Origin of the sequence: Phenylobacterium sp. (assembly GCF_025934275.1) — a bacterium.
GTDB lineage: Bacteria > Pseudomonadota > Alphaproteobacteria > Caulobacterales > Caulobacteraceae > Phenylobacterium.
In genome coordinates, this window is record NZ_JAICYI010000012.1 from 17207 (window position 1) to 29852 (window position 12646).

At 70.2% G+C, this 12646-nt stretch carries 12 protein-coding genes; 7 read left to right on the forward strand and 5 right to left on the reverse strand.

What is annotated here, in order from left to right:
• Nucleotides 1–9 precede the first annotated feature (9 nt).
• The 3 genes from Q0W60_RS04805 (at nucleotide 10) to mfd (ending at nucleotide 4153) form a co-directional block, all read left to right on the forward strand.
• The gene (locus Q0W60_RS04805) at nucleotides 10–315 is read left to right on the forward strand and encodes a hypothetical protein (RefSeq protein WP_297693094.1); all 306 of its coding nucleotides are present in this window, start codon (nucleotides 10–12) and stop codon (nucleotides 313–315) included.
• A gap of 66 nt (nucleotides 316–381) precedes the next feature.
• Nucleotides 382–675: a succinate dehydrogenase assembly factor 2 gene (locus tag Q0W60_RS04810; protein ID WP_297693096.1), complete on the forward strand. Its 294-nt coding sequence runs from the start codon at nucleotides 382–384 to the stop codon at nucleotides 673–675.
• On the forward strand, nucleotides 665–4153 hold the full coding sequence (mfd, locus tag Q0W60_RS04815; protein ID WP_297693098.1) for a transcription-repair coupling factor: 3489 nt from the start codon (nucleotides 665–667) through the stop codon (nucleotides 4151–4153). Before Q0W60_RS04810 ends, mfd begins: the two co-directional genes overlap by 11 nt.
• Nucleotides 4154–4159: 6 nt before the next feature.
• Here the strand turns inward: mfd and Q0W60_RS04820 are convergent, their stop codons facing one another.
• Both Q0W60_RS04820 and Q0W60_RS04825 read right to left on the reverse strand, forming a co-directional pair.
• Entirely contained in the window at nucleotides 4160–4678 is a 519-nt protein-coding gene (locus Q0W60_RS04820; protein WP_297693100.1) for a CcdC protein domain-containing protein, read from the reverse strand.
• Entirely contained in the window at nucleotides 4678–6006 is a 1329-nt protein-coding gene (locus Q0W60_RS04825) for a diguanylate cyclase (RefSeq protein ID WP_297693102.1), read from the reverse strand. The genes Q0W60_RS04820 and Q0W60_RS04825 overlap by 1 nt, the downstream gene beginning before the upstream one ends.
• A gap of 177 nt (nucleotides 6007–6183) precedes the next feature.
• Between Q0W60_RS04825 and Q0W60_RS04830 the strand changes: the two genes are divergently transcribed.
• Both Q0W60_RS04830 and Q0W60_RS04835 read left to right on the forward strand, forming a co-directional pair.
• Entirely contained in the window at nucleotides 6184–7332 is a 1149-nt protein-coding gene (locus tag Q0W60_RS04830) for a CaiB/BaiF CoA-transferase family protein (RefSeq protein ID WP_297693104.1), read from the forward strand.
• A gap of 217 nt (nucleotides 7333–7549) precedes the next feature.
• Complete coding sequence (locus Q0W60_RS04835) at nucleotides 7550–8497, forward strand: YihY/virulence factor BrkB family protein (RefSeq protein WP_297693106.1); 948 nt, start codon at nucleotides 7550–7552, stop codon at nucleotides 8495–8497.
• On the opposite strand, the gene Q0W60_RS04840 is transcribed toward Q0W60_RS04835, so the two are convergent.
• A complete protein-coding gene (locus Q0W60_RS04840) occupies nucleotides 8472–8702 on the reverse strand; it encodes a sulfurtransferase TusA family protein (RefSeq protein WP_297693108.1) in 231 nt (76 codons plus the stop codon). The genes Q0W60_RS04835 and Q0W60_RS04840 overlap by 26 nt on opposite strands.
• An 86-nt stretch (nucleotides 8703–8788) precedes the next feature.
• On the opposite strand from Q0W60_RS04840, the gene Q0W60_RS04845 reads away from it, so the two are divergent.
• The gene (locus Q0W60_RS04845; RefSeq protein WP_297693110.1) at nucleotides 8789–10237 is read left to right on the forward strand and encodes an MFS transporter; all 1449 of its coding nucleotides are present in this window, start codon (nucleotides 8789–8791) and stop codon (nucleotides 10235–10237) included.
• A 3-nt stretch (nucleotides 10238–10240) separates the two neighbouring features.
• On the opposite strand, the gene Q0W60_RS04850 is transcribed toward Q0W60_RS04845, so the two are convergent.
• On the reverse strand, nucleotides 10241–10495 hold the full coding sequence (locus Q0W60_RS04850; protein ID WP_297693112.1) for a hypothetical protein: 255 nt from the start codon (nucleotides 10493–10495) through the stop codon (nucleotides 10241–10243).
• 180 nt (nucleotides 10496–10675) lie between these two features.
• On the opposite strand from Q0W60_RS04850, the gene Q0W60_RS04855 reads away from it, so the two are divergent.
• Complete coding sequence (locus Q0W60_RS04855) at nucleotides 10676–11785, forward strand: S-(hydroxymethyl)glutathione dehydrogenase/class III alcohol dehydrogenase (protein WP_297693114.1); 1110 nt, start codon at nucleotides 10676–10678, stop codon at nucleotides 11783–11785.
• On the opposite strand, the gene Q0W60_RS04860 is transcribed toward Q0W60_RS04855, so the two are convergent.
• Nucleotides 11782–12525, reverse strand: coding sequence for a glutathione S-transferase N-terminal domain-containing protein (locus Q0W60_RS04860; protein WP_297693116.1), 744 nt, complete (start codon nucleotides 12523–12525; stop codon nucleotides 11782–11784). The two genes, Q0W60_RS04855 and Q0W60_RS04860, sit on opposite strands and share 4 nt — an antisense overlap.
• Between the last annotated feature and the right edge of the window lie 121 nt (nucleotides 12526–12646).

Here is a 12646-nt window from a genome sequence, read left to right on the forward strand (position 1 = left end):
AGATCGAGCATGTTCCTCGCGTTCATCGCCGCAGCGACCATCGCCGCCGGCGGATCGGTGACGCCCGCGTCGGGGGCGCAGACGGCGCCTGCGGCTCCGGCGCCCAAGGCGAAAGACGCTTCAACCGAGACCGTATGCTGGATGGAGGCCCCGGTCGGGAGCCACCTGCCGAAGCGCTATTGCGCGCCGCGCAGCTATCTGGAGGGGCGGACGGAACGCGACCAGGAGGCCCTGTCGCCCTTCTATCACGGCGGCCCGACCGGAGGCGGCGGGGCCGCCCTGGGCGCTAGCCCGGCGAGCGCCAGCTCACACTAAAGCGGCGCGCCGCTTCGCGCGGCTGGCGCTCGGGCTCCGGGCGCTCTATATCCGCCGCTCCTTCCGATGACTTCCGACAAGGACGCCCGGCTCAAGAAGCTGAGGTTCCGCGCGTGGCGGCGGGGCTTCAGGGAAGCGGACCTCATTCTGGGGCCGTTCGCGGACCGGCACGTCCCGGATTTCAGCGAAGCCGAGCTCGACTGGTTCGAGCGCCTGCTCGAGGTCCCCGACCAGGACCTCTATGCCTGGATCGTCGGCCGCGCCGAGCCGCCCGCTGAATTCTCTGGGCCGATAATGGATCGCATCAAGGCTTTCCGCCTTGAGGCTCACGCCTCGCGGGGAGACGACCATGGCGGATGACAGCTCCCGGCCGATCACGGCGGCCGGCCTGCGACGCGTGGCGGAGGATCCCGGCCGGCTGGAGCTGGTAGGCGCGCCGGAGGGCTTCGACGCCCTGGCCATGGTCGACATCGTCAAGGCCCGCAAGGGGCTCTCGATGTTCGTCGCCCGCGACGGCTCACGGCTCTCGGCCTTCGCCGACGCCTTCGCCTTCTTCGCGCCGCGCACGGAGGTGCTGCGGCTGCCCTCGTGGGACTGCCTGCCTTACGACCGGATCGGACCCTCTCTGGGGGTCGCCGCCCAGCGCATGGCGACGCTCTCCAGGCTCGCTGACGGCCTCGACGCCAGGCCGCGGCTGCTGCTGACCGCCGTGCCCGCGCTCCTGCAGCGGGTCCCGCCGCGCTCGGCGGTGACGCGGGCCGCCTATTCCGCCCATGTCGGCGACGCCGTCGAGATCGCCGATCTCGAGCACTATTTCGCGGTCAACGGCTACGCGCGCGCCTCGACCGTCTCGGAACACGGCGAATTCGCGATCCGCGGCGGCGTGATCGACGTCTTTCCGCCCTCCGCCGAGGAGCCGGTGCGGCTCGACCTGTTCGGCGACACCCTGGAATCCATCCGCGCCTTCGATCCCGAGACCCAACGTTCGACCCGGCAGCTGAAGGAGGTGTCGCTGCGGCCGGTCAGCGAGGCGCTCCTCGACAAGGAGGCGGTCGCGCGGTTCCGCAGCGGCTATCGGGAAGCCTTCGGATCGGCCGGGGACGATCCGCTCTACGCCACCGTCTCCGAGGGCGGCCGGCGCGCCGGGATGGAGCACTGGCTGCCGCTGTTCTATCCGCGGATGGAGAGCCTGTTCGACGACCTGCCGGACGGAAGCCTCGTGGCGCTCGATCACCTGGCCGGCGACGCACGGGACGAGCGCCTCGCGATGATCCGCGACGCCTACGAGGCCCGCAGCCAGACCGACCGGCGCACGCACTACCATCCGCTCGAGCCGGAGCGGCTGTATCTCGACGAGGACGAGTGGCGCGCGGCGCTGAACGTGCGGCCCACGCGCCGCTTCACGCCGTTCCTGGAAGCCGAGGGGGAGGCGGTCGTCGACATGGGGGCGAGGGCAGGGCGCAACTTCGCCCCCGAGCGCCAGCGCGACAGCGTCAACCTGTTCGAAGCCACCGCCGAGCACGCCCGCCGGCTGGCCGCCGGCGGCAAGCGCGTGCTGTTCGCCTCCTGGTCGGAGGGCTCGTCCGAGCGGCTGGGCTCGATGCTGGCCGACCATGGGCTGAAGAACATCCCCTTCGCGCCCTACTGGGACGCGGCCAAGGCGGCCGATCCGAAGACCCCGCAGCGGGTGGTACTGCCGCTCGACGCCGGCTTCGAGACCGAGAGCCTGGCGGTCATCTCCGAGACCGACATCCTGGGCGACCGGCTCGCCCGGCCGCGGCGGCGGCGGCGCGCCACCAACTTCCTGGCCGAGGCCTCGGCGCTGACGCCCGGCGACCTGGTGGTCCACATCGAGCACGGGATCGGCCGCTACGAGGGCCTGAAGACCCTCGACGTGCAGGGCGCGCCGCACGACTGCCTGGAGCTGCAGTACGGCGGCGAGGCCAAGCTCTACCTGCCGGTCGAGAACATCGACCTGCTCACCCGCTACGGCGCCGATTCCGAGGGCGTGCAGCTCGACCGGCTGGGCGGGGCGGCCTGGCAGGCGCGCAAGGCGCGGGCGAAGGAGCGGCTACGCGAAATGGCCGAGGGCCTGATCCGCATCGCCGCCGAGCGCGCCACCAAACACACCGAGGAGATGCTGCCGCCGCACGGCGTCTTCGAGGAGTTCTGCGCCCGCTTCTCCTATGAGGAGACCGAGGACCAGCTCACCGCGATCGGCGACGTGCTCGAGGACCTCTCGGCCGGCAAGCCCATGGACCGGCTGATCTGCGGCGACGTCGGCTTCGGCAAGACCGAGGTGGCGCTCCGCGCCGCCTTCGTGGTGGCGATGAGCGGCAAACAGGTGGCGGTCGTGGCTCCGACCACCCTGTTGGCGCGGCAGCACTACAAGACCTTCACCGAACGGTTCGAGGGCTGGCCGGTGCGCGTGCGCCGCCTGTCACGCCTGGTGCCCGCCAAGGAGGCCGCCGAAACGCGTGAGGCGCTGAAGGCCGGCGAGGTGGAGATCGTCATCGGCACCCACGCCATCCTCGGCAAGCAGGTCGCCTTCAAGGACCTCGGCCTGGTGATCGTCGACGAGGAGCAGCACTTCGGCGTCAAGCACAAGGAGAAGCTCAAGGAGCTGCGCGCCGACGTCCACGTGCTCACGCTCACCGCCACGCCCATCCCCAGGACCCTGCAGATGTCGCTCTCCGGCATCCGCGAGATGTCGATCATCGCCACCCCGCCGGTCGACCGGCTGACGGTCAGGACCTACATCACGCCCTGGGACCCGGTCGTGATCCGCGAGGCCCTGCTGCGCGAGAAGTACCGCGGCGGCCAGGCCTACTACGTCGCCCCGCGGATCGCCGACCTGCCGGCGCTGGAGCGGTTCCTGCGCGAGCAGGTCCCCGAGATCCGCTTCGTCGTCGGCCACGGCCAGATGGCCGCCACCCAGCTGGAAGACGTGATGAGCGCCTTCTACGACGGCAGGTACGACGTACTTCTGTCGACCAGCATCGTCGAGAGCGGGCTCGACATCCCGACGTCCAACACGCTCATCATCCACCGCGCGGACATGTTCGGCCTGGCTCAGCTCTACCAGCTGAGGGGGCGCGTGGGCCGCGCCAAGGCGCGCGCCTACGCCTATCTGACGACGCCGTCCGAGAAGCCGATCACGCTGTCGGCCGAGAAGCGGCTGAAGGTGCTGCAGTCGCTGGACAGCCTCGGCGCCGGCTTCCAGCTCGCCAGCCACGACCTCGACATCCGCGGCGGCGGCAACCTCCTGGGCGAGGAGCAATCCGGCCACATCCGCGAGATTGGCGTCGAGCTCTACCAGCAGATGCTGGAGGACGCGGTCAACGAGCTGAAGGCGCGCGCCGGAACGGAGGGACTCGTGGCGGACCGCGGCTGGTCGCCGCAGATCAACACCGGCGCGGCGGTGCTCATCCCCGAGGACTACGTTCCCGACCTCAACGTGCGGCTGTCGCTTTACCGGCGCCTGTCGGATGCGGAGATGGCCGCCGACCGCGAAGCGCTCGCCGCCGAGCTGATCGACCGCTTCGGCCCCTTGCCGCCCGAAGCCGGCCAGCTCCTCAAGGTCGTGGCGATCAAGGGGCTGTGCCGCGAGGCCAATGTCGCCAAGATCGACGTCGGACCCAAGGGCGCGGTCGTCAGCTTCCGCGACGATCAGTTCAAAAACCCGGCCGGCCTCATTCAATTCATTCAGAAAAACCAGATATCCTGGCGGATCCGGCCGGATCACAAGGTGGTTGTGAAGGGAGAGTGGGAGACACCGGAGCAGCGGCTGAACGCGGCCGAGAAGGTGCTGGCGGAAATGGCCAGGCTGGCCGCGTGAGGCCGGTTACGCGCCGCCGCCCCTGGCTTCCCTCACGAGGCGACTGGCGCGGAGCGCCATTTCCAGCCGCGTGGCGCAGACCAGCCCGACCGCCAGCAGCATGAAGGCGTCGGTGAGGTCGTTGAGCGACATGTGCAGGGCGCTTGCGTTCTGCATGGCGTAGGCGCGAACGCCGCTGCGAAGCGCGAAGATCGCCAGGATCAGCAGCATGCCGATCGGCGAGCTCTGGCTGGTCACCGCGTGCGTCGCGGGATCCACGGTGATCCGCGTGAAGCGGCCGCGGTGCCAGCCGAGGAAGCCGCCAAGCAACAGGGCTGCGAGGTCCAGGGCCACCCCGAGGCCCGCGGACGGCGGCTGCTGGACGAGCAGCATCCCGGTGAGCCCCAGGATCACAGCCGGTCCGATCCACATGCGCTCGACCTTGAGCTGCCGGGCGCGGGCGTTCCTCAGGATCACCAGCCCGATCACCACGAGCGGGATGAGGTAAGCCCAGGTCGGCAGGTTGGGCGGCGAGTTCGGGTTCATCAGCTGGCCTTCCGTCCAAATGCTTCCGCCGCCGCCGCTTCCAGGGCCCGCACGGCGCTCTCCTCGCCGGCGACTTCGGCGACCCCGAGGTCGAACTCGATGACGAACGGCGGCTTGCCGTCGCCCGCTTCGAAGGCGGTGCAGCCGATCACCGCGGCGATGCGCTCGCCGGCCGCGCGGGCCGCGCCCAGCGTCGTGGCCGGAAGCGCCAGCGCGAAGACCTCCGGCGCGAGCCTGGCGGCGGTGTCCTCCACGCGCACCAGCCGACCGATCATCGAGCCGATCTGCGGGATCGCGCGGGCGATCCAGCCCCCGGCCCGCGCCGCCACCGTCTCGGGCTTGTCGGCCACGCGCAGCACGCAGACCGACAGCGGGCGGTTGCGCTCCCTGGCGGCGCGGGCCAAGCGCGCCAGGTGGGCGGCGAACAGGTCGCGGGTGAACAGGCCGCTGGCGGCGTCCATCAGGCCGGAGGTGCGGGCCGCCTCCAGGGCCTGGCGCACGGCGGCCTGGCGGCGATAGCTGCGGGCGAGCTCGACGACGCGGCGGGCGGTTTCGGACTCGGGCGTGTCCGGCGTCGCCACGTCGCTGACCCCGCGGTGATAGGCCTCGGCCGCGGTGACATAGGATTGCGGCCGCATGTAGAGCAGCGCCGGGGTGTGGAACAGGCGGGTGTTGCGCCGCAGGCCCGCGGCGATCGAGAGCGCTTCCTGCGGGTTCTCTCCCGCCCACAGCACCACCGCGTCGAAGCGGCGTTCGTGCAGGTAGTCGAAGGCCGTGTAGGCGGTGAACGAGCCGACCACCTCGGCCCCATGCTCGGCGAGCGCGTTGGAAAGCGCCAGGAACTGCGGCGCGGGTTCGCCGATCGCCAGCACCTGGTGCGGCGTCGTCGGCGGCTCGATGACCTCCAGGCCGCGGCCCCGCTCGGCGAAGGTCTCCAGGCGCAGCTCGAATTCCTCTTCCGCCACCGCCGTGCGCACCAGGGTCTCCAGCCGCATGGCGACCTGCGCCGGATGCAGCGGCGGGGTGAGGGTGAGATCGAAGCCGCGGCGCTCGAGGGACGCATCCGGCTGGCCCACCGCCACAACCGGCAAGCGGCGCGGCGCGCAGGCTTCCTTCATCCGTTCGGCGAGGTCGAGCGCCTCAGGGCCGCCCGCCAGGTCGATCAGCGCCGCTTCGATCTGCAGATCGGCGAGCGCCGCCAGCGCCGCATAGCCGCCGCGAGCGGTCACGGTCCGCCAGCCCAGCCGGTCGAGGCCGTGGGACAACGGCCCCGCCAGGGCGTCGTCGCGCGCAACGATCACTACTCGCGCCTGGACGCCTGACGTCATGTCCCCCATCCCGAACGCCAACTTGCGCCCATGCGTCCTGACGAGAGATGAATCGCAGGGGCCGCGGCCAGCATAGACGGCGCGTTCCGGTTGTGACAGGCGCGGGCGTCGGGCGGCCCACAGGCCTTGGCTGACGAAGCGGCAGGGGCTCTAGTGAAGGACGCCACGGAGGAACACATGCGCCAGGGACCGCTCACCAGCCTCAAGATCATCGAATTCGCAGGCATCGGGCCGGGCCCGTTCTGCGGCATGCTGCTGTCGGATCTGGGCGCCGATGTGGTGCGCATCGATCGCAAGGGCGGCGGGCGGGGGGGCGCGCCGACCGACGTCACCTCGCGCGGGCGCCGCTCGGTGGCGCTCGATCTCAAGAGCCCGGCTGCGGTCGAGGCCTGCCTGAAGCTGATGGAACAGGCCGATGTCGTCTTCGAGGGCTTTCGCCCGGGGGTCATGGAGCGGCTGGGCCTGGGCCCGGAGGTGGCCCTGAAGCGCAATCCGAAGCTCGTCTACGGCCGGATGACCGGATGGGGCCAGACCGGCCCCTACGCCCAGGCCGCCGGCCACGACATGAACTACATCGCCATCACCGGCGCGCTGCACGCGATCGGCACGAAGGAGAAGCCCACGCCGCCCTTGAACCTGGTCGGCGACTTCGGCGGCGGCGCGCTCTACCTGGCGTTCGGCCTGCTCGCCGCGGTGACGCATGCCCGCCACACCGGCCAGGGGCAGGTGGTGGACTGCGCGATGAGCGACGGCGCAGCCTCGCTGATGGCCATGTTCTACGGCTTCAAGGCCTCCGGCATGTGGAAGGACGAGCGGCGCGCCAACATGCTCGACGGCGGGGCGCACTTCTACGACTCCTACCAATGCGCCGACGGTCGCTGGATCTCGATCGGCTCGATCGAGCCGCAGTTCTACGCCCTGCTGCTGGAGAAGACCGGGATCACGGATCCGGAGTTCGCCAAGCAGCACGACCGGGCGGCCTGGCCCGAGCTGCGCGAAAAGCTCGCCAAGGTGATCGCCGCCAAGACCCGCGACGAGTGGACCGAGATCATGGGCGGCAGCGACGTCTGTTTCGCCCCGGTGCTGACCCTGGAGGAGGCGCCGAAGCATCCGCACAACGCCGCGCGCCAGACCTTCGTCGAGGTGGCGGGCGTCACCCAGCCGGCGCCGGCGCCGCGTTTCTCCGCCACCCCAGGCGCGATCCAGGGGCCGCCGCCGCGCATCGGGGCGCATGACGAGGCGGCTCTGGCCGACTGGGGATTCTCCAGAAGCGAGATCGACAACCTCGCCAAGACGGGGGCGATCGACCTCGAGACCGTTTCCTGAAGGTCGCGTTCAGCCTGGGTTCAGCCGCGCGACCGCACTGTCGCCGTCGGTTGTTCGTCGCGCTCTCCCGTCCCTCGAAGCGGCGGATGACCTGGATGGCAAAGACACGCCCATCGGCGGCGCGTCACCCCTCAACCAGGTGGCGCGCCGTTCTGGCGTCGGGCGCACTCCGCATTGAGCTTGCACGCCGCGCCGTTCCTCCCCAGGCTCCGCGCCGATGACCCGCCGGCTGATGGCCCGACTGCGCCGCATGGATTGGGACCCCGCCCACTGGCTGCGCATGGGCCTGATCGTCACCGGCAAGGCGCTCGCCCGCATCTGGGGGCGCGATGTCATGCTCTACACCGGCGGGGTCTCGTTCTTCGCGCTCTTGGCCATTTTCCCGGCGCTGGCCATCATGGTCGGCCTCTACGGCCTCCTGGCCGATCCGGAGCAGGCGGCCCGGCTCGGACAGGCCCTCTCGGCGCTGGCTCCGCCCGGTGCGCGCACCCTGTTGCAAGGGGAGTTGGTGCGGCTGGTGGAAGCCTCGCACGTCGCGGTCTCCACCCAGAGCCTGCTCGCCCTCGTGGTCGGCGCCTACGCGGCCCACCGCGGCTTCAAGGCGCTGCTGGCCGGACTTTCCTTCGTGCATGACGAGGATGAGCCGCATGGCTTCGTGAGCTTCAACCTCCTGGCGCTGGCGGTGCTGGTGGCGAGCTTCGCGGCGATGGCGATCGTCTCATCGGTGTTCTTCGGCCTGCGGATCCTGGGCTCGGCCTTCGATCTGCGGCCGCTCCGCGGCGTCTCCTGGCTGTTCAGCGAGTGGACCTGGGCCAGCGCCAGCCTGAGCATCGGGCTCTCCTTCGTCTACCGTTTCGCCATGTCCCGGCGGCCGGTCGTCTGGCGCGCCTCGGTGCTCGGCGGCGTGGTGGCGGCGGGCCTGTGCCTCTTCATGTCCTGGGCGATCGCCTTCTACGTCGAGAACATCGCGCCCTTGGGAGCCACCTACGGCTCCATCGCGACGGTCGTGGCGTTTCTCATCTGGCTGTCGTGGAACGTGAACGCGATTTTCTTCGGCGGCGCGCTGGCGACCGAGGTGGAGCTCGCCATCGCCGCCAGCGCCCCCAGGCCGGCGCTCAAGGACCTCAGGGGCGCAAGGCCTATGGTTTCGCGACCAGGAAGCTGAACGCGCCGCCGCGCTCGTCGCGCGCGACGATCTCGGCCCCGATCTCGGCCGCGAAGTGGGGCACGTCGATACGCGCCATCGGATCGTCGGCCAGAAGGCGCACCCGCGCGCCGGGGCCGGCCGCCTCCAGGGCGCGGCGCAGGCGCAGCGTCGGCACCGGGCAGCGGTGGCCGCGGGCGTCCACCAGGATCTCGTCGTCCGCCATCGCGCACGCCATAGGGCGCCGCGACCTTGAACCCAAGCTCTGCCTTTGCGCGTTGAGGCGAGGCGTGAGGGGCTGAGGGGAGCGGCATGGCGTCCGAGGGGGAGGTCTTCGTCACCGACGTTCCGGCGCGGCTCGACCGGCTGCCGTGGAGTCACTTCCATTGGCTCGTGGTGGCGGCGCTCGGGATCACCTGGATCCTCGACGGACTGGAGGTGACGCTCGTCGGCTCGCTGTCCTCCGCGATCGCCAGTCCGCTGGCGCTCAATTTGACCGCCGCCCAGGTGGGCATGACCGGCAGCGCCTACATCCTGGGCGCGGTGATCGGGGCGGTGGTGTTCGGCCGCCTCACCGACCGGCTGGGGCGGCGGCGGCTCTTCACGGTGACGGTCGGCATCTACCTCCTGGCGACGATCGCGACGGGCCTGTCCTGGGGCTTCTGGTCGTTCGTGCTGTTCCGCTTCATCACCGGAGCGGGGATCGGCGGCGAGTACGGGGCGGTCAATTCGGCGATCCAGGAGCTGATTCCCGCACGCCGGCGCGGCTACACGGACCTGGCCGTCAACGGCACCTTCTGGGTCGGGGCCGCGATGGGCGCGCTGGGCTCGCTGGTGGTGCTCAATCCCGACCTGGTCCCCCAGGCCTGGGGCTGGCGGCTCGCCTTCCTGACCGGCGGCGTGCTGGCGGTGATCATCATCTTCGTGCGACGCTTCATCCCGGAGAGCCCCCGCTGGCTGATGACCCATGGGCGGCCGGAGGAAGCGGCCGCCGTGGTCAGCGACATCGAACGCCGGGTGGAGCGACGCACCGCCCTGCCGCCGCTCGTCGAGCCGATTCCGACGCTGCGCTTCACGCGCCGGGGCGAAACCAACTGGCTGGAGATCGCCGCGACCCTGTTCCGCACGCATCCGAGGCGGACCGTGCTGGGCGTGGTGCTGATGGCCACGCAGGCCTTTTGCTACAATGCGATCTTCTTCACCTATGCGCTGATCCTGACCAGGTTCTACGGGGTCCCCGACAAGAACATCGGCTACTTCATGCTGCCGTTTGCGCTCGGCAATGTGCTGGGGCCGCTGCTGCTCGGCCGGCTTTTCGACAGCCTCGGCCGCAAGCCGATGATCGCAGCGACCTACGGCGTCGCCGGAGCCCTCCTTTGCATCACGGGCTGGTTGTTCGCCCGCGGCGCGCTCACCGCCGAGAGCCAGACCATCGCCTGGAGCGTGATCTTCTTCTTCGCCTCGGCGGCGGCGAGCGCGGCCTATCTCACCGTCGGCGAGCTGTTCCCGCTGGAGACCCGGGCGATCACCATTTCCCTGTTCTACGCCTTTGGAACGCTGCTGGGCGGGGTGGGGGGCCCGGCGCTGTTCGGCGCGCTCATCGACACCGGCGAGCGCGGCCAGATCTTCAAGGGTTATCTGCTGGGCGGCGGGCTCATGCTGCTGGCCGCGGTCGTGCAGCTGTGGCTGGGGGTCTCGGCCGAGCGGCGATCGCTGGAGAGCGTGACGCCGCCGTTGTCGATGCTGCCCCGCGAGCGGTGAGGCTCAGCCTACCTGTCGCAGCGGACTGCGCCGCCGCTCCGCCTTCACCAGCCGCCACCCGTCGCGGGTGAGCACGAAGGCGTGCGGCGAGCCGTGCCAGCCGTTCGCCGCGGCGGCGCTGCCGGCCCGCTGCAGGAGCCTGCGCCCGCAGAGCCTGAGGCACAGGCCCAGTGAACCCGCGTCGCGGTCCACCAGCGGGCCGTCGAGGGCCGCCAGGAGCAGGGTGCGTTCGTCGGCTGACAGATCGTGGTCGCTCATGGCGGTCTAACGCCGCCGACCGAATCCCGTTTCCCCGGCGGAGCTTGTCAGGCGCAGGAACGCCGGCGGATCGTCATGAGGAGAGGCTGTCGGCGAAGCGGATCGCATAGGTGGACGCAAAGCCGCTTCACAACGGCCTGGGCTTACGAAAAGCTCGCGCGCCGCTGAGAGGGGGAGCCCATGAAGACCCGCGCCGCCGTCGCCTTCGCCGCCAAGCAGCCGCTGGAGATCGTGGAGGTCGAGCTGGAGGAGCCGCGGGCCGGCGAGGTGCTGGTCGAGATCAAGGCCACGGGGGTCTGCCACACCGACGCCTACACGCTCGACGGCTTCGATTCCGAGGGGATCTTCCCCTCCATCCTCGGCCACGAGGGCGCAGGCGTGGTGCTCGAGGTGGGGCCGGGGGTCGCCAGCGTCGCGCCGGGCGACCACGTGATACCGCTCTACACGCCCGAATGCCGCCAGTGCAAAAGCTGCCTGTCGCGCAGGACCAACCTCTGCACCGCCATCCGCGCCACGCAGGGCAGGGGCCTGATGCCCGACGGCACCAGCCGCTTCTCCTACAAGGGGGAGACGATCTTCCACTACATGGGCTGCTCGACCTTCGCGAACCACACGGTGCTGCCGGAGATCGCGGTCGCCAAGATCCGCACCGACGCGCCGTTCGACAAGGCCTGCTACATCGGCTGCGGCGTGACCACGGGCGTCGGCGCGGTGGTCAACACGGCGAAGGTCGAGCCGGGGTCGAACTGCGTGGTCTTCGGCTTGGGCGGCATCGGGCTGAACGTCGTGCAGGGCCTGAAGCTGGTCGGCGCCGCGATGATCGTCGGAGTCGACATCAACCCGGCGCGCGAGGCGTGGGGCCGTCGGTTCGGCATGACCCACTTCGTCAATCCGAAAGCTCTCGACGGGGACCTCGTGGCCCACCTGGTCCAGCTGACCGGCGGCGGGGCCGACTACACCTTCGACTGCACCGGCAATGTCGAGGTGATGCGCCAGGCGCTCGAGGCCTGCCACCGCGGCTGGGGCGAGAGCGTGATCATCGGCGTGGCGGAGGCCGGCAAGGAGATCGCCACGCGGCCGTTCCAGCTGGTCACCGGACGGGTTTGGCGCGGCACGGCTTTCGGCGGGGCGCGCGGCCGCACAGACGTGCCGAAGATCGTCGACTGGTACATGGACGGGAAGATCCAGATCGACCCGATGATCACCCACACCCTGCCGCTGGAGCGGATCAACGAGACCTTCGACCTCATGCGCCGCGGCGAGAGCATCCGCTCTGTGGTGCTCTACTAGAGCGTCAGCATCCCGCCTTCCGGGGCCGGGCGGGCGCGCTGGTTGTAGAGCAGCTTGCGGCGGCGATCCTGCTCCTCGGGCGGCAGCTTGGTCGGATCCTCCGGCGTCACGCCGGCGGTCACCGCCATGCCCTTCTGCACCGCCGGCCGGGCGGACAGCTCCTCGTACCAGCGCTTGAAGTACTTGAACTCCTCGAGGTCGACGCCGCGCATCTGGAAGTTCACGCTCCAGGGATAGCAGATCATGTCGGCGATCGTGTAGTCGTCGCCCGCCAGGTAGCGGCGATCATAGAGGCGGATGTTCATCACCCCGTAGAGCCGGTGCACCTCGTCGGCGAAGCGCTTCCTGGCGTACGACTGGTCGCCGGCGCTTTCCGGCGTGCGGCCGAAGTGGCCCTGCTCGCCGAACTTCGGACCCTGGTTGGCCATCTGCCACATGACCCACTGGGCGACCTCGTACTTGCCGCGAACATCCTGCGGCCAGAAGCGGCCCTCCTTCTCGGCGAGGTACATCATGATCGCGCCGCTCTCGAAGATGCTGATCGGGGCGCCGCCGCCCTTGGGCTCGGTGTCGACCATCGCCGGCATGCGGTTGTTCGGGCTGATCTTCAGGAACTCCGCCTCGAACTGATCGCCGCGGCCGATCTGCACCGGGACGATCCGGTAAGGGACGCCCAGTTCCTCCAGCAGGATCGTCACCTTCTTGCCGTTTGGCGTGGGCCAGTAGTGCAGCTCGATCATCGCAGGCGTCTCCGAACGACCAGGGAAAATGCGGCGCAACCCTAGGCCGCGGAGGGGGGCTCGCAAGCGGACAAAAGCTGATGCCCCCTTGAGCCTCGGCTGAAACGGCGTGGTCAACAGA